23 protein-coding genes and 1 pseudogene are annotated in these 23432 nt (G+C 65.9%); 13 read left to right on the top strand and 11 right to left on the bottom strand.

The annotated features are described in order from the left end of the window. Positions 1–30 precede the first annotated feature (30 nt). Positions 31–411 (top strand): RidA family protein, encoded by a 381-nt coding sequence (locus PSEK12I1_RS0100795; protein ID WP_027600381.1) that lies wholly within the window; start codon positions 31–33, stop codon positions 409–411. Between the two features lie 130 nt (positions 412–541). Here PSEK12I1_RS0100795 and katE read toward each other — a convergent pair whose 3' ends face one another. Then, a complete protein-coding gene (katE, locus tag PSEK12I1_RS0100790; RefSeq protein WP_027600380.1) occupies positions 542–2671 on the bottom strand; it encodes a catalase HPII in 2130 nt (709 codons plus the stop codon). Between the two features lie 286 nt (positions 2672–2957). On the opposite strand from katE, the gene PSEK12I1_RS0100785 reads away from it, so the two are divergent. The 4 genes from PSEK12I1_RS0100785 (at position 2958) to PSEK12I1_RS0100770 (ending at position 6308) form a co-directional block, all read left to right on the top strand. After that, complete coding sequence (locus PSEK12I1_RS0100785) at positions 2958–3965, top strand: methionine ABC transporter ATP-binding protein (protein WP_027600379.1); 1008 nt, start codon at positions 2958–2960, stop codon at positions 3963–3965. Continuing rightward, complete coding sequence (locus PSEK12I1_RS0100780; protein WP_007161460.1) at positions 3965–4630, top strand: methionine ABC transporter permease; 666 nt, start codon at positions 3965–3967, stop codon at positions 4628–4630. The genes PSEK12I1_RS0100785 and PSEK12I1_RS0100780 overlap by 1 nt, the downstream gene beginning before the upstream one ends. Before the next feature lie 50 nt (positions 4631–4680). Continuing rightward, complete coding sequence (locus PSEK12I1_RS0100775; RefSeq protein WP_027598103.1) at positions 4681–5463, top strand: MetQ/NlpA family ABC transporter substrate-binding protein; 783 nt, start codon at positions 4681–4683, stop codon at positions 5461–5463. Positions 5464–5531: 68 nt separating this feature from the next. Further along, positions 5532–6308, top strand: coding sequence for a MetQ/NlpA family ABC transporter substrate-binding protein (locus PSEK12I1_RS0100770; protein ID WP_027598104.1), 777 nt, complete (start codon positions 5532–5534; stop codon positions 6306–6308). A 52-nt stretch (positions 6309–6360) separates the two neighbouring features. Here PSEK12I1_RS0100770 and PSEK12I1_RS0100765 read toward each other — a convergent pair whose 3' ends face one another. The 3 genes from PSEK12I1_RS0100765 to PSEK12I1_RS0100755 form a co-directional block, all read right to left on the bottom strand. After that, positions 6361–6636: a helix-turn-helix domain-containing protein gene (locus tag PSEK12I1_RS0100765; RefSeq protein WP_042135209.1), complete on the bottom strand. Its 276-nt coding sequence runs from the start codon at positions 6634–6636 to the stop codon at positions 6361–6363. After that, positions 6633–7958: a type II toxin-antitoxin system HipA family toxin gene (locus PSEK12I1_RS0100760; RefSeq protein ID WP_027600378.1), complete on the bottom strand. Its 1326-nt coding sequence runs from the start codon at positions 7956–7958 to the stop codon at positions 6633–6635. The genes PSEK12I1_RS0100765 and PSEK12I1_RS0100760 overlap by 4 nt, the downstream gene beginning before the upstream one ends. 99 nt (positions 7959–8057) lie before the next feature. After that, positions 8058–9203 (bottom strand): MFS transporter, encoded by a 1146-nt coding sequence (locus PSEK12I1_RS0100755; RefSeq protein WP_027600377.1) that lies wholly within the window; start codon positions 9201–9203, stop codon positions 8058–8060. A gap of 175 nt (positions 9204–9378) precedes the next feature. Here PSEK12I1_RS0100755 and PSEK12I1_RS0100750 point away from each other — a divergent pair, with 175 nt between their 5' ends. Further along, the gene (locus PSEK12I1_RS0100750; protein WP_007161456.1) at positions 9379–9546 is read left to right on the top strand and encodes a rubredoxin; all 168 of its coding nucleotides are present in this window, start codon (positions 9379–9381) and stop codon (positions 9544–9546) included. A gap of 92 nt (positions 9547–9638) precedes the next feature. Here PSEK12I1_RS0100750 and PSEK12I1_RS0100745 read toward each other — a convergent pair whose 3' ends face one another. The 3 genes from PSEK12I1_RS0100745 to PSEK12I1_RS0100735 all read right to left on the bottom strand — a co-directional run bounded on the left by PSEK12I1_RS0100745 (position 9639) and on the right by PSEK12I1_RS0100735 (position 12801). Beyond that, on the bottom strand, positions 9639–9914 hold the full coding sequence (locus PSEK12I1_RS0100745; RefSeq protein WP_017639309.1) for an HU family DNA-binding protein: 276 nt from the start codon (positions 9912–9914) through the stop codon (positions 9639–9641). A gap of 408 nt (positions 9915–10322) precedes the next feature. After that, positions 10323–11882: a SulP family inorganic anion transporter gene (locus PSEK12I1_RS23425; protein ID WP_028700297.1), complete on the bottom strand. Its 1560-nt coding sequence runs from the start codon at positions 11880–11882 to the stop codon at positions 10323–10325. 211 nt (positions 11883–12093) lie between these two features. Further along, on the bottom strand, positions 12094–12801 hold the full coding sequence (locus tag PSEK12I1_RS0100735; protein WP_007161453.1) for a carbonic anhydrase: 708 nt from the start codon (positions 12799–12801) through the stop codon (positions 12094–12096). 531 nt (positions 12802–13332) lie between these two features. On the opposite strand from PSEK12I1_RS0100735, the pseudogene PSEK12I1_RS25135 reads away from it, so the two are divergent. Further along, a pseudogene (locus PSEK12I1_RS25135) lies at positions 13333–14229 on the top strand (MCP four helix bundle domain-containing protein); the annotation flags it as partial. After that, positions 14215–15087: a methyl-accepting chemotaxis protein gene (locus PSEK12I1_RS25130; RefSeq protein ID WP_371099473.1), complete on the top strand. Its 873-nt coding sequence runs from the start codon at positions 14215–14217 to the stop codon at positions 15085–15087. The pseudogene PSEK12I1_RS25135 and the gene PSEK12I1_RS25130, both read left to right, overlap by 15 nt. Positions 15088–15129: 42 nt before the next feature. Here the strand turns inward: PSEK12I1_RS25130 and PSEK12I1_RS24875 are convergent, their stop codons facing one another. The 3 genes from PSEK12I1_RS24875 to gloA all read right to left on the bottom strand — a co-directional run bounded on the left by PSEK12I1_RS24875 (position 15130) and on the right by gloA (position 17752). Beyond that, a complete protein-coding gene (locus PSEK12I1_RS24875; protein WP_255211814.1) occupies positions 15130–15252 on the bottom strand; it encodes a hypothetical protein in 123 nt (40 codons plus the stop codon). 158 nt (positions 15253–15410) lie between these two features. Continuing rightward, entirely contained in the window at positions 15411–17039 is a 1629-nt protein-coding gene (locus PSEK12I1_RS0100715; protein ID WP_027600374.1) for a methyl-accepting chemotaxis protein, read from the bottom strand. A gap of 188 nt (positions 17040–17227) precedes the next feature. Beyond that, positions 17228–17752 carry a lactoylglutathione lyase gene (gene gloA, locus PSEK12I1_RS0100710; RefSeq protein WP_027598112.1) on the bottom strand — a complete coding sequence of 175 codons (525 nt, stop codon included), beginning with the start codon at positions 17750–17752 and terminating at the stop codon, positions 17228–17230. A gap of 246 nt (positions 17753–17998) precedes the next feature. Here gloA and PSEK12I1_RS0100705 point away from each other — a divergent pair, with 246 nt between their 5' ends. Then, on the top strand, positions 17999–18190 hold the full coding sequence (locus PSEK12I1_RS0100705; protein WP_027598113.1) for a CsbD family protein: 192 nt from the start codon (positions 17999–18001) through the stop codon (positions 18188–18190). Between the two features lie 50 nt (positions 18191–18240). Here PSEK12I1_RS0100705 and PSEK12I1_RS0100700 read toward each other — a convergent pair whose 3' ends face one another. Next, positions 18241–18972: a glutathione S-transferase gene (locus tag PSEK12I1_RS0100700; protein WP_027600373.1), complete on the bottom strand. Its 732-nt coding sequence runs from the start codon at positions 18970–18972 to the stop codon at positions 18241–18243. A 187-nt stretch (positions 18973–19159) separates the two neighbouring features. Between PSEK12I1_RS0100700 and PSEK12I1_RS0100695 the strand changes: the two genes are divergently transcribed. The 4 genes from PSEK12I1_RS0100695 (at position 19160) to PSEK12I1_RS23420 (ending at position 23242) form a co-directional block, all read left to right on the top strand. Then, a complete protein-coding gene (locus PSEK12I1_RS0100695) occupies positions 19160–20236 on the top strand; it encodes a glycosyltransferase (protein WP_027600372.1) in 1077 nt (358 codons plus the stop codon). 22 nt (positions 20237–20258) lie between these two features. After that, positions 20259–21296, top strand: a complete 1038-nt coding sequence (locus PSEK12I1_RS0100690; RefSeq protein ID WP_037006639.1) for a hypothetical protein — start codon at positions 20259–20261, stop codon at positions 21294–21296. Further along, positions 21293–22135, top strand: a complete 843-nt coding sequence (locus tag PSEK12I1_RS0100685) for a glycosyltransferase family 2 protein (protein WP_027600370.1) — start codon at positions 21293–21295, stop codon at positions 22133–22135. The genes PSEK12I1_RS0100690 and PSEK12I1_RS0100685 overlap by 4 nt, the downstream gene beginning before the upstream one ends. Before the next feature lie 126 nt (positions 22136–22261). Next, positions 22262–23242: a YihY/virulence factor BrkB family protein gene (locus PSEK12I1_RS23420; RefSeq protein ID WP_044341143.1), complete on the top strand. Its 981-nt coding sequence runs from the start codon at positions 22262–22264 to the stop codon at positions 23240–23242. The last annotated feature ends 190 nt before the right edge of the window (positions 23243–23432 follow it).

Raw genomic sequence — 23432 nt, 5'->3', positions numbered from 1 at the left:
AATCGGGCCTTTCCCGCACAGGAGCGACCCATGAGCAAGCAAGTGATCCACACCGACAAGGCGCCCGCCGCCATTGGTACCTATTCCCAGGCGATCAAGGTCGGTGACACCGTCTATCTCTCCGGGCAGATCCCGCTCAACCCGACCAGCATGGAGCTGGTGGACGGCTTCGAGGCCCAGGTGGTCCAGGTCTTCGAGAACCTCAAGTCCGTCGCCGAAGCCGCCGGTGGTTCGCTGGCCGACATCGTCAAGCTGAACATCTTCCTGATCGACCTCGCCCACTTCGCCACCGTCAACGAGATCATGGGTCGCTATTTCCAGCAGCCCTATCCCGCACGCGCCGCCATCGGCGTGGCCGCGCTGCCGAAGGGCTCCCAGGTGGAAATGGATGGGGTCTTGGTACTGAGTTAAAGCCTTTGATCGCGGCCATGGGCCGCTCCTACAGTAGTTGATGCACCTGTAGGAGTGGCCCATGGCCGCGATGACCCCCCAAAAAAAGCCGACCGTCTCGCGACGGTCGGCTTTTTTCATGCCCGCGGCTTTAGGCCGGGATGGACTTGATCTTCGGCATCCGCGCCCAGCAACGGTGCTTGGCGATGGCAGCGAAGAAGTCCTGCTGGACCGCCTTGAAGTCACTGCCGGTGAGCAGCGCCTCGTCGGTGTCCAGGTAGACCGCCTTGAGCAACTGCTCGGCTTCGCCGGTGAGGGCGATGGCCTTGAGGTGCTTGTAGGCTTCCAGCAGGTAGTGCTTGATCACGCCGTCGTCGAGCATGGCCTTGACGCTCTCGGCGCCGCCGGGCACATAGACCGCGTCCAGCGCCACCGAAGGCATGCCTTCGGCCGAACCGTCCACGGCCACTTCGCTGCCGTCGGCGGCCTTGACCGGGCCGGCGGTGGGGCCGAGCACCTTCACATGAGCACCTTCGGCCTTGAGCGCCTGCTTGATGGCGTCCACCTCGCTGGCGATGACGCCGTCACCTACCAGCACCGCCACCTTGAAGCCCTTGATGTTGCCGGACAGCAGATTGAGCTGGCTCAGCGCCGGCGACTTGTCGATGGAGACCTTGCGCGGCTGCACGGTGGGGGCGGTGGGCGGGGTCACGCCGACCTTCTTGGCCACCTTCTGCGCCAGCTCTAGATCGATGTTGGCGAGGATCTCGTTGACCTGGCGCTCGCGAATCCACATGCGCTCGACCTTGCCCAGCTCGAAGCTGTAGGCATCGGCGACGTGCGCCTGCTCGGCTTCCGACAGGCTATTGTAGAACAGCGTGGCCTGGGAGAAGTGGTCGCCGAAGGTCTCGCTGCGCTCACGCACCTTGTGGCCGTCGATGCGCTCGTAGTAGCTCTCGAAGCCGCCGTCCTGGGGTGCCGGCGGGGTTTCCTTGGGCCAGCCGCCGTCGATGGAGTTGGGCTCGTAGGAGGCCCGGCCCTTGTCGATGGTCATGCGGTACTTGGCGTCACGCTGGCCGTTGTGGTTCGGCACCACTGGGCGGTTGACCGGCAGCTCGTGGAAGTTCGGCCCACCGAGACGGCTGATCTGGGTGTCGGTGTAGGAGAACAGCCGACCCTGCAGCAGGGGATCGTTGCTGAAGTCGATACCGGGCACGACATGGCCGGGGCAGAAGGCCACCTGCTCGGTCTCGGCGAAGTAGTTGTCCGGGTTGCGGTTGAGCACCAGCTTGCCCAGCGGGGTGATGGGCACCAGCTCCTCGGGGATGATCTTGGTGGCGTCGAGGATGTCCCAGTCGAACTTGTGCTCGTCTTCCTCGGGAATGATCTGCACGCCGAATTCCCACTCGGGGTAGTCACCGGCCTCGATGGCTTCCCAGAGGTCGCGACGGTGGGCGTCGGTGTCCTTGCCGGCCAGCTTCTGGGCTTCGTCCCACACCAGGGAGCGCACGCCGCCGGCGGGCTTCAGGTGGATCTTGACGAAGACGCCCTTGCCGGCGGTGTTGATCATGCGGAAGGTGTGGATGCCGAAGCCCTGCATGCTGCGCAGGTTCACCGGAATGGCGCGGTCGGTCATGGTCCAGAGCACCATGTGCGCCGACTCGGGCACTAGGGAGACGAAGTCCCAGAAGGTGTCGTGGGCGCTGCCGCCGGTGGGGATCTCGTTGTGCGGCTCGGGCTTCACCGCATGGACGAAGTCCGGGAACTTGATGGCGTCCTGGATGAAGAAGACCGGCATGTTGTTGCCGACCATGTCCCAGTTGCCTTCCTCGGTGTAGAACTTGATGGCGAAGCCGCGCACGTCGCGCACGCTGTCGCCGGAGCCGCGCGGGCCCTGCACGGTGGAGAAGCGCACGAACACCGGGGTCTGGTGGTTGGGGTCGCGGAAGAGCGCGGCCTTGGTCAGGTCCGACCAGTCCTGGTAGGGCTGGAAATAGCCATAGGCACCGGTGCCGCGGGCATGGACGATGCGCTCCGGGATGCGCTCGTGGTCGAAGTGGGTGATCTTCTCCCGCATGATGAAGTCTTCGAGCAGGGAAGGACCGCGGGTGCCGGCGCGCAGCGAATTCTGGTTGTCGGCGATCTTCACGCCATGGTTGGTGCGCAGTGCCTGGCCGGTGGCATCGGAGCGGAATTGCTCCAGTTGCTCGATTTTCTTCGAGGTGTTCTGGCGATCCAGGGTGTCGGTACCGGCGAGTTCACTCTTGGGGGGCGTAGCCATGGAAAGTCCTCATCAGGCGCCTGTCAGGCGCTCTTTGCGTCCCCTACGGAATGTGGGGCGAATTCAGGCAGTCCTGTAGTGACTCATGGGCTGGAGCTGGTGTTCCGCTTGGCTGATGCGAAGCGACGGGCTGTTCCCGCGGGTGAAGTCCCGGCGCACGAACTGGCCATATGCCTTTATTGGCTTAATACCCGACAACAAGTGCTAAGCAGATATAAGCGCGCGCGTTAAACTGCGCGGCTGGATCACCATCCTGTTGTCTGACGATACCCACAAGGTTTTTCCATTGATCGAATTCCACGCTGTCCACAAGACGTACCGCACGCGCGGTCGCGAGGTCGCGGCGCTCCAGCCGGTCGACCTGAGGATCGAAGCCGGCGAGATCTTCGGCCTGATCGGCCATTCCGGTGCCGGCAAGAGCACCCTGCTGCGCCTGATCAACCGCCTCGAAGCCCCCAGCGGCGGTCGCCTGCTGGTCGACGGCGCCGAGGTCACCACCCTGGGCTCCAGCGAGCTGCGCGATTTCCGCCGCCGCATCGGCATGATCTTCCAGCACTTCAATCTGCTCTCCTCGAAGACCGTGGCGGCCAACGTGGCCCTGCCGCTGGAACTGGCCGGCGGCCGTTCGCGGGCGCAGATCGCCCAGCGCGTCGAGGAACTGCTGGCGCGGGTCGGCCTGTCCGACCAGGCGCGCAAGTACCCGGCGCAGCTCTCCGGCGGCCAGAAGCAGCGCGTCGGCATCGCCCGCGCCCTGGCCACCGAGCCGAAAATTCTGCTCTGCGACGAGGCCACCAGCGCCCTCGATCCCCAGACCACCGCCCAGGTGCTGCAACTGCTCGCCGAACTCAATCGCGAGCTGGGCCTGACCATCGTGCTGATCACCCACGAGATGGACGTGATCCGCCGCGTCTGTGATCGCGTCGCCGTGCTCGATGGCGGCGCCGTGGTGGAGCAGGGCACCGTCGCCGATGTCTTCCTGCACCCGCAGCACCCCACCACCCGCCGCTTCGTGTTCGAGGCCGAGCACCAGGACGAGGCCGACCTGGCCGACGCCTATGCCCATGTCGAAGGCCGCATCCTGCGTCTGACCTTCCGTGGCGAAGCCACCTATGCACCGCTGCTGGGCCACGTCGCCCGGGAGACCGGTGTCGACTACAGCATTCTCGGCGGTCGCATCGACCGCATCCGGGACGAGCCCTATGGCCAGCTCACCATCGCCCTGGTGGGCGGTGACCTGGACGCCGCCCTGGCTCGCTTCCAGGCCGCCGACGTCACCGTGGAGGTCCTGCGCTGATGGACGAACTCTTCACCAACATCGACTGGGCCGAGATCTGGCAGGCGACCCAGGACACTCTGGCCATGCTTGGCTGGTCCATGCTCTTTACCCTGATCCTCGGGCTGCCGCTGGGCGTGCTGCTGTTTCTCACCAGCCGCCGTCAGCTGCTGGAGCAGCCGCTGGTCTACGGCATCCTCTCCTTCGTGGTCAACGTGCTGCGCTCGGTGCCCTTCATCATCCTGCTGATCCTGATGATCCCCATCACGGTCTGGCTGATCGGCACCTCCCTGGGCGTCGAGGGCGCCATTCCGCCGCTGGTGGTGGGCGCCGCGCCCTTCTTCGCCCGGCTGGTGGAGACCGCCCTGCGCGAGGTCGACCGCGGCATCATCGAGGCGACCCAGGCCATGGGCGCCAGCCTCTGGCAGATCGTCACCCGCACCCTGTTGCCCGAGGCCCTGCCCGGGCTGATCGCGGCCACCACCGTCACCGCTATCGCCCTGGTGTCCTACACCGCCATGGCCGGGGTGATCGGCGGCGGCGGCCTGGGCGATCTGGCCATCCGTTTCGGCTACCAGCGCTTCCAGACCGACGTCATGGTGGTCACGGTGCTCTTGCTGCTGGTGCTGGTCCAGGTACTGCAGATGGTCGGCGATCGCCTCGTCGCCCATTTCAGTCGTCGTTGATCCAGGCTTCATCCACTCGAAGGTTTTGCACAAGGAAAATCCAGATGTCGCTGAAACGTACCCTGCTGTCCCTGGCCTTCGGCCTGGGTGTCGCCACCGCCGCCCAGGCCGCCGAGACCCTGACCGTCGCGGTCAATCCGGTTCCCCATGCGGAGATTCTGGAATTCATCAAGCCGCAGCTGGCCAAGGAAGGTGTGGACCTCAAGATCAAGGTCTTCACCGACTACATCCAGCCCGATCGCCAGACCGATCAGAAGCAGGTGGATGCCAACTACTTCCAGACCAAGCCCTATTACGCCAGCTACAAGAAGAGCAACCCGAGCAGCGACCAGGTGCCGGTGGTGGCGGTGCACGTCGAGCCCTTCGGTGCCTATTCGCAGAAGATCAAGGACATCAAGGAGCTCAAGGACGGCGCCACCGTGGCCATCCCCAACGACCCGAGCAACTCCGGTCGCGCGCTGCTGCTGATCGCCAAGCAGGGCCTGATCACCCTCAAGGATCCGAGCAACGTCACCGCCACCCCGCGTGACATCGTCGAGAATCCCAAGCACCTGAAGTTCAAGGAGCTGGAAGCCGCGACCCTGCCGCGCGTGCTGAACCAGGTCGACCTGGCGCTGATCAACGCCAACTACGCCCTGGAAGCCAAGCTGGTGCCGACCAAGGACGCCATCTTCATCGAGAGCGGCGAGTCGCCCTACGCCAACCTGCTCTACACCCGTGCCGACAAGGCCAACGACCCGGCCATCCAGAAGCTGGCCAAGGCCCTGACCACCCCCGAGGTGAAGCAATTCATCGAGAAGAAGTACCAGGGCGCCGTCGTTCCCGCGTTCTGAGCCTCGGCTCCATCGCCGTCGACGCTCGCAGAGGCGTCGACGGTTCCACCCCGTTCTAGGAAACTGCCATGAAGAAATTGCTCGCCACCGCCGCCCTGCTGGCCGCCAGCCTGGCCGCCCACGCCGCCGAGACCCTCAGCGTCGCCGCCACCCCGGTGCCCCACGCCGAGATCCTCGAATTCGTCAAACCCCAGCTGGCCAAGGAAGGGGTGGACCTGCAGATCAAGGTCTTCACCGACTACGTGCAGCCCAACCTGCAGGTGGCCCAGAAGCGTCTGGACGCCAATTTCTTCCAGCACCAGCCCTACCTGGATGAATTCAACAAGAGCCGCGGTACCGACCTGGTGACCGTCGCCCAGGTGCATGTCGAGCCCTTCGGCATCTACTCGCAAAAGATCAAGAAGCTCGACGAAGTCCGCGAAGGCGCCGTCGTGGCCATCCCCAGCGACGCCACCAATGGCGGCCGTGCCCTGCTGCTGCTGGAAAAGGCCGGGCTGATCAAGCTCAAGGACAGCGCCAACATCCTCGCCACGCCCAAGGACATCGCCGAGAATCCTAAGAAGCTCAAGTTCAAGGAGCTGGAAGCCGCGACCCTGCCACGCGTGCTGAATCAGGTCGACCTGGCGCTGATCAACACCAACTACGCCCTGGAAGCCAAGCTCAACCCGACCCAGGACGCCCTGCTGCTGGAAGGCAAGGAATCGCCCTACGCCAACATCCTGGTCGCCCGTCCGGACAACAAGGACAGCGATGCCGTGCAGAAGCTGGCCAAGGCGCTGAACACCCCGGCGGTGAAGCAATTCATCGAAGAGAAGTACAAGGGCGCCGTGGTGCCGGCGTTCTAAGCGCTGCCCGAGACAAGAGACGCCGGCCCCGTGCCGGCGTTTTTCGTAGGGCTCAATGGCGTTTCAGGGGGACGACGCCCATTCCCAGGCCGAAGGGTCGAAAGACCGCTTGCAGCGTCGCCAGGGTGGGATTGCCTTCATCCTGCTCCAATTGTCGCAAGGTACGCAGCGAGATACGGGCCATGCGTGCGAAGTCAGCCTGGGTCAGGCCGGTTATGTCGCGACGCAGACGCCGGACACCGGTGCCCAGACTCAGGCGCCCAGTCTGTAATCCTTCACGGATATCATCCAGCTTGTGTTGCCGCAGTTCCGGATCATCGAGGTTCATAGCAGCCCTGCCTCGCGCAAATAGCTATCCAGACGCCGTAACGGAATCCGCGGATGTTCCCAGGTGGCCCGGGGCAGCATCGGCTGCAACAGGTCCGGCAGGGCGCGGAGCTGCTCGGCGTTCTGCTTGAGTGCTTCCCACAGCCGTTCGGGATCGTCCCACTCGGCCAGCAGCAGACAGGTCGCGTACCAATCGACAGCGCCCGCCTGCTCGACGGGCGCTGGCCATTTGCTGGTTCGGGTAATGCCCTGCTCATCCATGACCATGGGGGCAAGGTCGTAGAGAGGCGCCAGGCGCACGCGATGCTCATTCCGCAGAATGGCGGTATTGCGGCCGTGGTTGTCACTGTTGCCCAGCAGCTGATTGAGCAGATCACGGCGCAGGTAGTCGTCCAGCAGCGCCGGAATTTCGCGTTCCTGACCCGCTGCGCGCCAAACCCTGATCAGGGCGCCGATGGCGTCGAGATGATTCAGATAGCTGCCGGGCACCAGGGTGTGAGTCAGCGAATAGAGGGATTCAACGGCCAGACGCTCTACGTGTTGCGGGCCGGTGCAGCGGTCGAAGCGTGGCAGCCAGAGACTGGGTCGGCGACCCTCTTCCAGGGCGAGTCCGTTTTCAGCGACGGTCTCCAGCCCAAGGGTATTCAAGGCCCGATAGTAGCCGTGCTCGCTACGCAGGATGTCCTGGTCCGTGGCGTTGCCTTTGTTGCGCGGAAACTTCACCAGCCAGTGTCGACAGGCCAAGTCATCGGTTAGGGTGGCATCTGGATGGAGCAAGCCCTGAGCATCTTCGGCCAGCAGTAGCTTGGGTGCATCGCCACCTGCCCCGGTTGCACCGCCGATGGCGGCACCTTGCTCATAGGCATACTCCAAAAAGTCCTGATCGCGAGCGATGACCTGTTCACGGGTAAAGCCCACGGAGGGTGTCTGCGCCAGCCCGTCCAGCGACTCACGAATTCGCAGATGGCCGATGGGCGCTGGCGTGCAGCGCGATAACAATTGAAAGTCGGTCTGCGCAGCTTCCGCTGCGGTCAGCCCGAGGCGAGGCAGCAGAAAGCGGCGAGCGGCGCCAGCCGGGAGAATGTCCTGGAGAAACGCTGGCCAATGGGGCAGGCGCTCGACCTCCCAACTCAAAGGCAGGTTGGCGCTCACGGCTGCAGCCGTCGGCTTGCCGAAATCGTCGAGATGATCGCTCAGGTAGGCGGCCAGATAGCTGAGGGTGCAGGCGCCTTGTTGGGGGCCTTGCCCAGGGTCATCGAAAACCAGGCGCAGGGCATCGTGCCAATGCCCGCTCAGATAGGCTTGAACCACGAGCGTACTCACGGCAGACCTCCGGCAATATACTGCCGATAATTATGGGTGCTATACGTATTATCGGCAATATAGTGCCTGAAACAAGCTTATATAGCGCGATATTGGGTATTAAATTGCCGTTTGCATGGTCGGCGCGCTGCCCCTGCGGCCGACGATCACCAGCAATACCGCAGCACCGGCCGCCATCAGCAGCGGCAGGGCGTGGCCGGTGAGCCACTGGCTGGCAGCGCCGGTGACCAGCGGGCCGACCAGGCAGCCGACGCCCCAGAGCTGGGCGATGCAGGCGTTGGCGCTGACCAGTTCGGCGTCGCGATAGCGCTCGCCTACCAGGATCAGGGCCAGGGTAAAGAGACCGCCGGCGGTGGCGCCGAACAGCACCAGCAGCGGCCAGACGCCTGCAGTGTGCAGCAGCAGCGGCAGGGCCAGACTGACCGCCAGCAGTCCCAGGGCGCAGCCAAGGAACAGGCCCTGGCGCGAGAGGCGATCGGCGAGCAGGCCCAGGGGCAGTTGCAGCAGGGCATCGCCCACCACCACGGCGCTGACCATGTACAGCGCCAGTTGCTGGCCGAAGCCCTGGTTGAGCGCATAGACCGGCAGCAGGGTGAGGATCATCGCCTCGAAGCAGGCGAACAGCGCCACCGCCCAGGCGATGGCTGGAGCACCGCGGCAGAAGTCCAGCAGCGCTCGCCAGGCCGCAGTGTGGCCGCCGGCGGCCGGCGCGCCCTGGCGGCCGAGCAGCAGGGCAGCGCCGCCGAGCATGAGCAGGGCGCCGAGCCAGAAGCCCTGGTCGCCCTCGGTGCCCAGCACCCCCAGCAGCAGCGGACCGGCCAGCTGGCTCAAGGCGTAGCTGCTGCCATAGAGGGCCACCAGGCGGCCGCGCCAACGATTGGTGATGACCTGGTTCATCCAGCTTTCGCCAAGCACGAAGACCAGGGTGAGGATGGCGCCCAGGGCCAGGCGCAGGAGCAGCCACAAGGGGTAGCTGGGCAGCAGCGAGAGAACGATGAGAGAGGCGGCGCCACTGATCAGGCACAGTCGCATCAGCCGCGGCGTGCCGATGCGCGCGGCCAGGCGTCCGGCCAGACTGGCGCCGGTGAGGATGCCGAGGGCTGGCGAGGCGGCCATGACGCCGATGGCGAAGCTGCCATAGCCCCAGCCTTCCAGACGCAGCGAGACCAGCGGCATCGACAGGCCGCTGGCCAGGCCCACGCTGATGACACTGCCCAGCACGGCGAAATAGATGGCCCAGGGCATGGGCGATGGCGAGGAATTCATGGACTCAGCCTAGCTGATCGGGGTGGAAGACGGGTAGCTGCCACGCGCAGCCTATGGAGCCCTGGGCGTCCGCCGGGGTTCCGGCACGGTTGGCCTTTGCCGGGCTTTCGCGTAGCGTGCGCGCTACCTGAAGCCGGTTGGGAGATAACAGAACATGCGGAAATGGCAATGCATCGTGTGCGGCTATATCTATGACGAAGCCCTGGGCTGGCCGGACGACGGCATCGCGCCGGGAACGCGCTGGGAGGATGTGCCCGAGGATTGGCTGTGCCCGGACTGCGGCGTGGGCAAGGGCGACTTCGAGATGATCGCCATCGGCTGATCACCCCGCTCCGCGTCTTCTGCGCGGACACAAAAAAGGCATCGCACGGGCGATGCCTTTTGGCTGCAGCGGCGATCCGTGCCGCTTCATGCTCAGCCTTCGATGCTGTCCTTCAGCGCCTTGCCCGGCTTGAACGCCACCGTGTTGCTCGCACGAATCTTGACCGGCTCGCCGGTCTGGGGATTCTTCCCCATGCGGGCACCGCGGTGACGCGGCAGGAAGGTACCGAAGCCGACCAGGGTAACGCTGTCCTTGCGGTGCAGCGCATTCGCGATCTCGTCCAGCAGCGTGTTGAGCACGACGTTGGCTTGTTCCTTTGGAAGTCCGACTTTTTCAGCGATCACAGTCGCCAATTCAGGCTTGCGCATACCTACCTCTCTTGGAGTCATTTTTAGCCGTGTGGGCGTCGCATGGCTTTCCTGGCAAAGCGATTACCCCCGAGATAGAGGGTGGCCCGACACAAAGATCGTTGGTGCGACAAAAGTCGAACCAGATAGCGTTATAAGGCAAAGCCGAGAAGAGCGAAAGTTAATTAGCAGACTATTAGCCGTTGGTAGGATGACTGATGCCGACTTGGACATTTATCGACCAATTTTGGCCATCTATGTGGACATTCTGTCCACTTTATGGCCGGGGAGAAAGGGGGCGGAGCGACGATGAGGGGCTCTGGCAAGCCGGTATCGCGATCAGCGACGGCGCTGCGGACTTCTGATCCGGCAGCGCCGCTGAGGTGAGGGAAGGGGGTGAAGCGGCCGCTGGCCGCTCCACCCTCCGGATCAGGCCGGTGCCTGGGCCGGCATGACCGGTTGACCCGCCGGCGCCTGGCCTTCCAGGCGGCGCTCCAGGGCCTTGGGCTCGATCACCAGGCGCATGCCATTGCTGGCCTGGGTGCGCCCCCAGTCCTCGAGCAGCTCCATGCAGGCGTGATCGATATAGGAGACGCGCTCCAGGGGCACGTGCAGGGTGGTGCCGGGCTTGACCTGTTCCAGCACCTTGGTCAGCTGGGGCACGCGCAGGAAGGTCGCGGCGCCCACCAGGCGCAGGTCGGCCTGGTCCGGCTGGTCTTCGCGATAGGTCAGGCTGACCTTGAGTTGCGCCGCCTTGACCGCCAGGAAGGCGATGGACAGGCCGAAGCCCACCAGCACCCCGGTCAGCAGATCGGTGGCGACGATCATCAGGGCGGTCAGGGCATAGATGATCATGGGTGTCCGGCCATAGCGCTTGAGCCCGGTCAGCGACTTGGGATCGGCCAGCTTGACGCCGGTGAACACCAGCACGCCGGCCAGGCTCGCCACCGGCACCAGCTTGAGCACGAAGGGCAGGGCGGCGACGAAAGCCAGCAGCCAGAGGCCGTGGAAGATGGTGGAGGCGCGACTGGTGGCGCCGGCCTGGACATTGGCCGAGCTGCGCACGATGACCCCGGTCATGGGCAGGGCGCCAACGGCACCGCAGAGCAGGTTGCCGACACCCTGGGCGCCCAGCTCGCGGTCGAAGTGCGAGCGCGGTCCGGTGTGCATGCGGTCCACCGCGGCGGCCGAGAGCAGGGTCTCGGCGCTGGCGATGAAGGCCAGGGCGAGGGCGGCCACCACCAGTTCGGTGTTGGCCAGCATGCCCAGGTCGGCAAAGGTCACCCAGTCGATGGCGTCGGCCAGGTTGTTGGGCACTTCCACGCGGCGGATGTCCAGCGCCAGCCAGAGACTGGCCAGGGTCGCCAGGGTCACGCCGATCAGGGCGCCGGGCAGGAAGCGCAGGGTCTGCGGGCGGAATTTCTCCCACAGCCACATGCTGGCGATGGTCAGCAGACCGATCAGCGCCGCCTGGGCGCCGCTGCCACTGCCGTTCCACTGGCTTGCCGCGGTGAGGGCGGCGCCGGGGAAGGCCAGCAGGTTGGACAGGCCCGAGGCCGCCGGCTTGGCATCCAGCATCACGTGCAGCTGCGAGAGCACGATGAGGATGCCGATGCCGGCGAGCATGCCGTAGACGACGGCGGGCGAGGTGACGCGGAACCAGGCGCCCAGGCGGGTGAAGCCGGCGATGAGCTGCAGCAGGCCGGCCAGCAGCAGCACCGGGCCCAGCGCCTCGATGCCGTGGCGGTTGATCAGGTCGAACACCAGCACCACCAGGCCGGCGGCCGGACCGCTGACCTGCAGCGGCGAGCCGGCGAGAAAGCCGACCACCAGGCCACCGATGATGCCGGTGATGATGCCCTTGGCCGGCGGCATGCCGGAGGCGATGGCGATCCCCATGCACAGCGGCAGGGCGACCAGAAACACCACGAGTGAGGCCAGGGCATCGCGCGACAGGCTGCGCCCCGGGGTCTGTTGATTGCCAAGCATGGTCCTGGTCCTCCAGCGACTAGGTAAAGGGGTGCCCGCGCGTCATATCACGTCGTATGACACGGTTCGGGATTCAGGCGGCTAGCGGAAAGGGTGGACGGTCCCGATGGAGCCCCAAATGGGGATCGCCCGGCGCGGTGCGCTGTTATGGCGACGGATCGGCTGACCCGTCTTGCAATGGCCATCCGGCGAACCGGATGGCCACCGTGGATCAGGCCTGCTGCAGGCGCGGACGCGGGGTGGCGACCGGCATGTTCTCGCCATCCAGCGGCAGGAAGCGCTCCTGCTGGGCGTCGTACGCCTTGATCTCGCTGGTCTCGATGGAATAGACCCAGCCATGGATCTGCAGCTGACCGCTGGCCAGGCGCGAGGCCACCGAGGGGTGGGTGCGCAGGTGGACCAGCTGGGCCACCACGTTTTCCTCGGTCAAAAAGCCCAGGGTGCCGCCGTGGCCGCAGTCGCAATGGCCATGGTCCTCGACCACGGTACGGGCGACCTCGGCGTGGCGCAGCCAGACCTTTACCGTCGGCATCTTTTCCAGCGGATCGGGATTGAGCACCGCCTTCATGGCGCCGCAGTCGGAGTGGCCGCAGATGATGATGTGCTTCACGCCGAGGGCCACGACCGCGTATTCGATGGCGGTGGAGACGCCACCGTTCATCTGGCCGTAGGGGGGCACCACGTTGCCGACGTTACGGGTCACGAACAGATCGCCCGGCGAACTCTGGGTGATGAGTTCCGGGACGATGCGCGAGTCGGCGCAGGTGATGAACATGGCCTTGGGCGACTGCGCACTGGCGAGCTTCTTGAACAGCGCTTCCTGTTCGGGAAAGACATCCTGGCGGAAACGCTTGAAACCATCGACCAGTTGCAGGAGGGCCTCGTCGGGTGCGCCGAAGGTATCCGTATTGTCGCTCATCTGTTTCTGACCTCTTCTCAAGTACGCAATGGCAGCGGCAAGCGCTGGTTAGTGGCTAGACGCCCCCTGGCATCGCCTCGATACGCCCCGACTCTCTCGAGCTCCGGTGGCTTCATTGTCTGGCGGTCCATCGCGTCGTCGGGCAGCGTCCTGGCACCCGGTCACTCAGTCTGGTGACCACAACCTTAATCCACGCTGAAACAATAGCTCGTGACAGACAACGCAGAAGATATTTCAAACTTATACTGAGATCATCCCGCCATTATCGCTGCACGATCAGTGCTTTTAGCCCTTTTATCGGCACGAAGCCGGAATATAGGCGCCGAATCGCGCTTTTCCCCGTGAAGAAAACGTGAATCGCGATAGCCGAAGAGTTTTCCTTGGCGATCAGTGGCTTGCGAGAGATGTGCAAAAATGTGAACGCAATGCCGCTGGCAGACATCGAGCGTCTTTCGCCCACTTTGCGTCCGGCCTGTGATCTGCGGCACAGTGCCGCAGCCTAGAGCTTTCGCCAGGCTTTCAATAGGTCCAATGCCCTATAGGACAAGGGTTTGCTGGCTTTGCTCGATAGTCGCCCAAAAATCCGGTCCGACAACGGACCTCAGGATTTGCAACCTGCGGTCGATAGCGGGGGCTTTCCAGGCTCAACGGAAACTCCCCATGTCCTTTCGCAATCTCTCCATCGCGCGGCGTGCCACGCTCGGCTTCGCCTTTATCGGTCTGCTCCTGCTGCTGCTCGGCGGCACCGCCCTGGTCAAGATGAACGACATCCGCGCCTCGGGCCTGGCCATCGAAGACCGTGCCATGCCGCGGGTGGCCGCGCTCGACGAGCTGACCGCCCTGACCCTGCGCCTGCGGGTGCTCTCCTATCGGCTGCTGCTCAATCGCGAGCCGGAGATCAACGCCAAGACCCAGGCGCTGTTCCAGCAGCGCAACGGCCAGATGCGCGCCGCCCAGCAGCGCTACGAGGCGCTGATCCAGTCCGATGAAGAACGCACCGCCTACAGCCGCTACGGCCAGCTGATCACCCAGTACGACGGTCTGCAGCAGCGCATGCTGGCGTTTTCCGCCGCCGATCAGCTGGAGCCCCTGCGCCGCCTGCTCAACGAAGACCTGCTGGCCAACTCCGATGCGGTCAACGGCGTGCTCAAGCAACTCACCGACCTGGTCGACCAGCAGACCGCTGCGGCCAACGAGCAGTCCGCTGCCGACTACAGCCACGCCATCCAGTGGCTGGTGCTGCTGCTGGCGGCCACCGCGCTGCTGACCGTGGTCTTCGCCTGGCTGCTGATCCGCAGCATCACCCAGCCCATCGCCCGCGCCGTGCAGGCCGCCGAGGTGATCGCCACCGGTGACCTCAGTCAGGAAATCCACAGCGAAGGCCGCGACGAAGCCGCGCGCCTGCTGCAGGCCATGAAGACCATGCAGGGCCAGCTGCGCCATACCCTGCAGGGCATCCTGGGTTCGGCCACCCAGCTCGCCTCGGCGGCGGAAGAACTCAATGCCGTGACCGATGAATCCAGTCGCGGCCTGCAACGCCAGAACGCCGAGATCGAACAGGCCGCCACCGCGGTGAACCAGATGTCGTCGGCCGTGGACGAGGTGGCGCGCAACGCCGTCAACACCTCCCAGGCGTCCCAGGAATCCGCCGGCGTGGCCCGTGATGGCCGCGATCTGGTGCAGGAAACCGTGGGTGCCATCGCCACCATGAGCGAAGACGTCCAGCACGGTGCCACCCTGGTGGGCGATCTGGCGGTCCAGGTCAACGACATCGGCAAGGTGCTGGACGTGATCCGCAGCGTGGCCGAGCAGACCAATCTGCTGGCGCTCAATGCCGCCATCGAGGCGGCGCGCGCCGGTGAGGCCGGTCGCGGCTTCGCCGTGGTGGCCGACGAGGTGCGCGCCCTGGCCCATCGCACCCAGGAGTCGACCCGCGAGATCGAGACCTCCATCGGCACCATCCAGCAGGGCACCGATCAGGCGGTGGCGGCCATGCGCAGCAGCACCGAGCGTGCCCAGTCCACCCTGGAAGTGGCCCGCGGCGCCGGCCATGCCCTGGAGCGCATCCATGGCGCCATCGGCGGCATCAACGAACGCAATCTGGTCATCGCCAGCGCGGCGGAAGAGCAGGCCCAGGTGGCTCGCGAAGTGGATCGCAACCTGGTCAACATCCGCGAGTTGTCGGTCCAGACCGCCGCGGGCGCCGAGCAGTCCAGCGCCGCCAGCGCCGAGCTGTCGCGCCTGGCCGTGGACCTCAATGGCCTGGTAGCGCGCTTCCGCCTGTGATCCCGTGGCGTCCGTTCGCTTCGGTGAGCGGACGCTGCGGCCCTAGCCGGGGCCGAGCAGTTGCAGCACGCCGGTCAGCAGCACCAGCAGGCCCAGGGGCGAGGCGAGAAAGGACAGCAGCAGGCAGCGCAGGCGCGGGCCGCGCGGGGTAGGGCAGGTCGTCATGACGTCAGGCAGCTCCGTAGCGAAAACCGGCGCCACGCCTGGCGCCCGGAGCCAATTTTCGCCTGTCCCGGCAGCAACGTCATGCCAAGAAAACGTAAAGATGGGTAAAGCCGCCCCTCCCCCCGGGGCGCCTGTATCCGGGGGAGGGGCGTGCCGGGTCAGACGCGGAAGCGTGCGGCCAGGCCGTGGATCTCGTGGGTCAGCGCGGCGAGTTGGCGACTGGAGGTCTCGATCTGGTCGGCGCCGCGCTTGGACACGCCCGCCAGCTCGCGGATGTTGATCAGGTTGCGATCCACCTCGCGCGCCACCTGGGCCTGTTCCTCAGCGGCGCTGGCGATGACCAGGTTGCGCTCGTTGATGTCGCCGATGGCGACAAAGATGTGCTCCAGGCTCTGGCCGGTGCGCTCGGTGGTTTCCAGGGTGGTACCGGCCAGGGTATTGCTGCGCTGGATGGCGGTCACCGCCTGACCGGTGCCGGTCTGGATGTTGCCGATCATCTGCTCGATCTCCAGGGTCGACTGGCGGGTACGCTGCGCCAGGCTGCGCACCTCGTCGGCCACCACGGCGAAGCCACGACCGGCATCGCCGGCGCGGGCGGCTTCGATGGCCGCGTTGAGCGCCAGCAGGTTGGTCTGCTCGGAGACGGCGCGGATCACGTCCAGCACCTTGCCGATCTGGTTGGCCTGCTGCGCCAGGCTGGCGATGACGGTTTCGCTTTCCTTGACCGTGGTCTGCATGCTCTGCAATTCGCTGAGCACCTGGGCCACCTGGCCGCGACTGCCGGCGGCCAGGCGATCGGATTCGCGAGCGGTATCCGAGGTGGACGCGGCATTGCGCGCCACCTCTTCCACGGCGGCGGTCATCTCGGTCACCGCGGTCACGGCCTGTTCCAGTTCCTGTTGCTGCTGATTGAGGGTGCGATTGCTCTGGGCGGTGACCTGACCCAGTTCCTGGGCGGCGCCGTCAAGTCGTTCGGCGGTGCGATTGAGCTGGGCCAGGGTGTCGCGCTGGCGACTCTGCAGGGTGGCGAGACCGGCGAACAGCTGGCCGATCTCGTCATGGCTGCGCACCTCGATGCGGCGGGTCAGATCGCCTTCGCTCATGGCGGCGAAGTGCTCGCCGGCTTCGTTGAGCGGGGCCAGCACGCGGCGGGCGATGAACCAGCCGGAGAGCACCGCGAGCAGCAGGGTCAGGCCGACCAGCAGCAGGCTGCCGACCTGGGCCTGGGACACGCGGCTGTCGGAGGCGGCCAGCGTGGCGTCGATACGGCTGGTGATCTCGTCGGTAAAGGCCTGGCGGGTGTCGGCGAAGGCCGTACTGGCCCCTTTGGCACCGTCGCTGATCCGGATGTAGCCAGGCAGGTCGCCGGCGCGGCAGGCGGCGATCTGCCCTTCGACGATGGCCTTGTAGGCGTCGAAGGCCTTGAGCATGGCTTCGATCTGGCCGCTCAACTTGGGATCGCTGACGTTGGCCTGCATGTCGGTGATCAGCTTGCGGGCGATGTCCAGCCGCTCCAGGGCCAGCTTCACGCCTTTCTCGGCCTTGGCCGCATCGCCGTTGACGCGGTCGAGCATGGCGGTATGGGAGTTGGCGCTGGCGCGACTGATCCAGGTGGCGGCGTTGTTGACCCGGTCCAGCTGCTCCATCGTCAGGCTATCCAGGTCGCGGATCTGTTGGGCACTGGTCCGGGCGCTGATCCAGCCGTACAGGCAGGCGAGCAGCAGGCAGGCGACGAACAGGCTGAGGACGCTGTACATCCCGGTACGGATTCTTGTTGTTTTTTTCATGGTGGGCTCTCTGGCGACGTCGCTGGCTGGGGTGCGCAATACGACTTTGGTAAGGCTTTTCGCCAGCAGTACGCCAAAGGCCCGGGCAGGCGTCGATGGCCTGGAGCCGGTCGGTATCAGTTAAGCGCTGAAAAGTCGTCGGATGTCTTCAGCAGGACGGGGCCCGGCGGACGCCGGGCCCGCGGGGATCAGGACAGGGGGGTGAACTGGATGACTTCGACCCAGTAGCCGTCGGGATCCTTGATGAAGGCGATTTCCTTCATGCTGCCATCGGTCAGGCGCTTCTGGAAGGCGACGCCCAGTTGCTCGAACCGCTCGCAGGCGGCGCGGATGTCCGGGACCGCCACGCAGGTGTGGCCGAAGCCGCGCGGATCGCTGTTGCCGTTGTGGTAGCTGAATTCGGCGTCGTTCTCGGTACCGTGGTTATGGGTCAGCTCGAGGATGCCCGGGGTCGACTTGCGCCAGCGCTGGCGGGCCTCCGGCTCTTCCGGTACCTGGTTGCGATCGACCAGGGCGAGAAAGGTCAGGCTGAACTTGGCGTCCGGGAAGTCCTTGTGATCGACGACGGTGAAACCCAGCACGCGGGTATAGAAGTCCAGCGAGGTCTCGAGGTTCTTGACCCGCAGCATGGTGTGGTTGAAGACGAACTCGCGGGTGGCGGCGTCGGGCTGGGCGGTCACGCCCGGCAGGTTGTCGAATTGGCTCAGCGACATCAGGATTCTCCTGTGTAGGGTGTGGCAATTGGAGAGACGGCCCCTGCGCAACGTTCCCGCGAGGGGTGGCGCCTGGGCGGTCGCTCACGAAAAAGGGCGGGAAGTCTAAAGGCTTCCAGCGCCGCTGCCCAAAGCTTCCTGGCGCGGCTTGCCGCTGCGCTGTGCGACGAATGGTCGAAACCACCCGGCTAGAGCCGCAGTCGGATTTTACAAGCGCACTGCCTGTGCGATCCCAAGGAGACTGATATGAGCAGCACCAGCGACAAGATCAAGGGTACCGCCAAAGAAGTGGCCGGCAAGGTCAAGCAAGGTATCGGCGAAGCCACCGACAACTCGCGCATGAAAGGCGAGGGTCGTGCCCAGGAAGCCGAAGGCAAGCTGCAGAAGAACGTCGGCAAGGGCAAGGAAGCGGTCAAGAACACCATCGACCGCGCCTGAGTCCAGTCGTGACGAAAAGGCCGCCCCCGGGCGGCCTTTTCTTTTGCCCGTCAGGCCGGATCCAGCTCCGGATAGTGACGGAAGATGCCGTTCTCGCTGAACGGCAGACGGCGGGGCGAGGCCAGGTAGGCGGCGATGTTGGGTCGCGCGGCCACTCGCTCGGCCAGGGCCAGCACCCGCGGGATCTCCGGTGCCAGGCGGCGCATGGCGTTGGGGAAGGCATAGGTCAGGCCGGCCACCACCTGGAACAGCGACAGGTCGACATAGGAGCGCTGGTCGCCCACCAGCCAATGGTCACCCGCCGGGTTGTAGCCCAGCACCCGCTCGAAATAGCTCAGGTAGGTACGGATCCGTTCGCCGGCAAAGGCCTTGGCGCGGCGCCGGGCTTCATCCTGCTGCTCTTCGTAGGTCAGGGAGATGGCCACCGGATGATGGACGTCATGGGCCTCGGCGGTGAGGTCGGTGATGGTCAGCTGCAGACCGTGCACCCAGAAGCGGGCTTCCTCGTCGGCCGGTACCAGGTCCAGGCGCGGCCCGAGGAACTGGAGGATGTTGGCGACATGGGAGACGACCTCGTCGCCGGCCTTGAGAAAGGGCGGGGCGAAGGGCGGGCGGCGGGTCTTCCTGCCTTGCAGATAGTCTTCCAGAGCGGGTACGCCCAGGCCTTCGCCTTCCGGGGCGTTGCCGACATCGAGATAGGGTGCGCCGGCTTCTTCGAGCGCCAGGCGGACGAATTCGCCGCGGCCCTGGATGCTGGGCCAGTAGTGCAGTTCATAACGCATGGAAACCTCCGTCGTCTGCTGGGAATACGGGTCCAGGAAGGCTGACCCCCGGCAGGGTTCCGCGGTTTGCCCGCCGTGCGGCTTTCACGACGAAGCGCACAACCAATTCCCGTCGCTGAGACTCCTATCAACCAGCGGCTCGCGATAAGGACGGTGGGATGACAGGCAACAGCAGGCGGACGGTTCCATGCGCATAGGCATTCTTACCCACGTGAAACACCCGGTACGCCAGCCGTTCGCCGGCGGTCTCGAAGCCTTCACCTACGACATCACCCTGCAGCTGCGCGAGCGTGGCCATGCGGTGACGCTGTTCGCCAGTTCGGCCTCGGCGCCGGAGCTGGAGGTGGTGCCCATCCTCGACGACGGCAACTACGGCGCGGACGGCTGCCGGCGCAAGCGCAACGTGCTCAGCTCCGAATACCTCGACGAGCACCACGGCTATCTGGACTGCATGCAGCGCATCGATGGCTACGGCTTCGACGTCATCTTCAACAACGCCCTGCACTATGTGCCGGTGACCATGTCCGGGCTGATCCGCACCCCCATGCTCACGGTGTTGCACACCCCGCCATTCTTCGAATTGATCAACGCCCTCGGCGAATTGCACAAGCGCGGCGGCGGCCACTACTGCACGGTGTCCCAGGCCAATGCCGACAACTGGGCGCACCTCGCGCCGGCCTGCCACGTGATCCCCAACGGCATCGACCTCGACGCCTGGCGCCCGCGCGAGACGCCGATCGGCGACCATGCCCTCTGGTTCGGCCGCCTGGTGCCGGACAAGGGGCCGCACCTGGCGCTGGATGCCGCACGCGAGGCCGGTGTGGCCCTGCGCCTAGCCGGCCAGGCCACCGACGAGCGCTATTTCCGCCAGGAGATCGAACCCCGCCTGGGGGACGGAGCCGTCTACCTCGGTCACCTGGACCGTACCGCCCTGGCGGCCGAGGTCGCCCAGGCCCGTGCCTGTCTGGTCACGCCCTGCTGGGACGAACCCTTCGGCCTGATCGTCGCCGAGGCCCTGGCCTGTGGCACACCGGTCGCCGCCTTTGCTCGCGGCGCCCTGCCGGAACTGCTCACCGCCGAGACCGGCGCCCTGGCCCCGCCAGGCGACGTGCCGGCGCTGGCGGCGGCCCTGCGCGAAGCCCTGTCGCTGTCCCGCGAGGCCTGCCGGGCGCGGGCCGAGGCTCAGTGGAGCCACCAGCTGATGATCGACCGCTACGAGCGCCTGCTCGCCGATGTCGCTGCTGGCCGAGTCGCCCGTGGCTAGACTGCCCGTGGCTAGACCGCCCGTGACTGAGCTGAACGTCGGCTACTACGCCCACCATCACGGCGCCGGCCACGTGACCCGCGCCCTGGCCATCGCCGCGGCCTTCGACGGTCCCCTGACCCTGTTCGGCAGTCGCCTGCCCGAACGGGTGGCGCTGCCCAACGTCCAGCTCTGCCCGCTGCCGCCCGACGTGGCCGCGGGCGTCGAAGGCGAAGCCTTCGCCTGCCTGCACTATGCGCCGCTGGGGGTGGCAGGGCTGCGCGAGCGCATGGGTCTGCTGGTGGACTGGTTTCGCCGCGCCTGGCCCTGCCTGCTGGTGGTCGACGTCTCGGTGGAGGTGGCGCTACTGGCCCGGTTGTGCGGCGTGCCGACGATCTATCTGCGCCAGCGCGGCAGTCGCTTCGATGCCGCCCACGAACTGGCCTACGCCAGTGCCACTCGCCTGCTGGCACCCTATCCGGACTGCCTGGAAGAGCCTGATACCCCGGCCGCCTGGCGGGCCAAGACCTGCTATGCCGGCAGCCTGTCGCGCTATGCCGGGCAAGACCCCGATTGGGGGCGCGAGCCCGACACGGTCACCGTCATCGCCGGCCATGGCGGCACCGCCTTCAGCCGCGCGCGCCTGGTGGCGGCAGCCCGCGCCTGTCCCGCCTGGCACTGGACGGTGCTGGGTCCGGTGCTGGACGACGCCACCGAGGCACCGGCCAATCTGACTTTTCTGGGCAGCGTGGCCGATCCCGCACCCTGGCTGACCCGCGCCGAGCTGGTGGTCGGCTCGGCGGGTGACAGCCTGGTGGCGGAACTGGCCGACCTGCGCTGCCGCTTCCTCTGCCTGCCGGATGCCCGGCCCTTCGACGAGCAACTGTCCACCGGGCGCCTGCTGGCCGCCCAGGACCTGGCGATCACCTGTGAAAGCTGGCCCGTCGACGAGGACTGGCCGGGGCTGCTGGCCAGGGCGCGCGAACTCGATCCCGAGCGCTGGGCGGCGGTAAGCGATGGCGAGGGCGCCCGGCGCGCCGCTGCCTGTATTCGACAGGTCGCCCACGAGGTGCTGGCATGATCGTCCTGACCCTGGTCCATGGCCGCGAGCGGCAACTGGCCAATCTCATCCGCGGCCTGGAGCGGGCGCCGACCCCGCCTGCGGCCCTGGTGGTGGTGCAGATGAACGAGGCACCGCGCGCCTGGCACAGCCCACGCTTTCCGATCCAGGTGCACGGAGTCGAGGGCGACGGCATCTTGCCCCTGGCCGCTGCGCGCAATGCTGCCGTAGTCGCCGCGCCAGGCGAGGAGCTGGTGTTTCTCGACGTGGACTGCATTCCTGCGCCGGAATTGCTCGACGCCTACCAGGAGGCGCTAATGGCCCACCCCGAAGCCCTGCACCAGGGCTTCGTCCACTACCTGCCGGCGGGCGTCGCGGAAGGTGACTGGACGCCGGAAGAGCTGCGCGCCAGCGGCGTCGTCCATCCCCTGCACCGGGATCGTCCGCCTGGCGAGGCGATTCCCCACCCGCTGTTCTGGTCGCTCAACTTCGCCTGTACCCGCGCCACCTTCGGCCGCATCGGCGGCTTCGATGAGGGTTATCGCGGCTATGGCGGCGAGGACACCGACTTCGCCTTTCGCGCCCGCGCGGCGGGGGTGCCGGTCTACCAGGCCGAGGCGCGGGCCTTCCACCAGTACCATCCGACCTATCACCCACCGCTCAACCATTTCGCCAGCATCCTGGAGAACGCCCGGCGCTTCCAGGCGCGCTGGGGACTCTGGCCCATGGATGGCTGGCTGCGCGAATTCGCCGCCGCCGGCTACATCGATTTCGACGAAAGCCGCGGGATAGAGGAAATCCGCACGCCTACCGCCGCCGAAGTCGCTGCCTGCCGGGATGCCTCGGGGTCCGGCTTCTGACGTCAGGGCGCAACCAACCCGGCCGCTGCCACTCTGAAGGTAGGGCGGACCTGCAAAGCCGCCGGGCGCAGGCCGTGCAGGCCGGCCCCAGGAATCCTTCGTGAGGAACGTTCGTCAGGAGCCGTTATGTCCTTGTTTGCCTTCAGCCTGCGCGGCGTTTCGCCGTTCACCCTCATCAAGCGTGCCGTCCAGGAATTCGTGGCCGACGACATGCCCACCTATGCCGCAGCGCTGGCCTACCAGATGCTGTTCTCGCTGTTTCCCTTCCTGCTGTTCCTGATCGCCCTGATCGGCTTCCTGCATCTGCCGGACTTCTTTACCTTCCTCCGCGAACAGGCCGCCTATCTGCTGCCGGTCACGGCGCTGGACACCGTCAATCCCATCATCGACCAGTTGCAGACACAGAAGGGCGGGCTGCTGTCCTTCAGTATCATCGTCGCGCTCTGGTCCGCCTCCGGTGGCTTCCGCTCGCTGATGACCGCCATGAACAGCGCCTATGACGTGGTGGAAAGCCGTCCGGCCTGGAAGCGCATTCCGCTGTCGGTGCTGCATACCATCGGCCTCGCCGGAATCCTGCTCAGCGCCGCCGCGCTCATGGTGCTGGGGCCCCAGGTGATGAACTGGCTGGCTGCCTACGTGGGGCTGGAAGACTACATGGTGACCCTCTGGGCACTGATCCGCTGGCCGCTGGCGGTGGCCCTGCTGATGATCGCCGTGGCGGCGCTCTACTACGTCACCCCGGACGTGAAGCAGGACTTCCGCTTCATCACCCCCGGCTCGGTACTGGCGGTGGTGGTCTGGATCCTGGCGTCCCTGGGCTTTGGCTACTACGTGCAGAACTTCGCCAACTACAACGCCACCTACGGCAGCATCGGCGCCATCATCGTGCTGTTGCTGTACTTCTATCTGTCGTCCGCGGTGCTGCTGTTCGGCGCGGAGATCAATGCGGTGATCGAGCACCACAGCGACGACGGCAAGGAAAAGGGCGAGAAGACCCCGGGCGATGGCGGGGTGGAAGGTGACGAGGAAATCCAGGCGGCCCAGGCGGAAGAAGAGGGCGTGCTGGGCGAGGCGCGCGTTGTAGGGCGCCCGAACGGCCAGGCGTGAGGTAGGGTGGATAACGGCGCAGCCTTATCCACCGTTCACCCACGACCTTGGTTGTGGAAAACGCTAAGCGGTTTTCCACGCTACAGGTCTCGTCTTGAAAACGATCCGGTTTTCTCGCTAAGAAAATCGCGGCCATGGGCCGCTCCTACAGACTCCTAGGTAACCGTAGGAGCGGCCGCATCGGCGGACC

It is taken from the genome of Pseudomonas sp. MOIL14HWK12:I1, from assembly GCF_000510705.1.
In the GTDB taxonomy this organism is placed as follows: Bacteria; Pseudomonadota; Gammaproteobacteria; order Pseudomonadales; family Pseudomonadaceae; genus Chryseomonas; species Chryseomonas oryzihabitans.
Note: the sequence above shows the minus strand (reverse complement) of the source record. Positions and strands in the feature narration are given on the sequence as shown.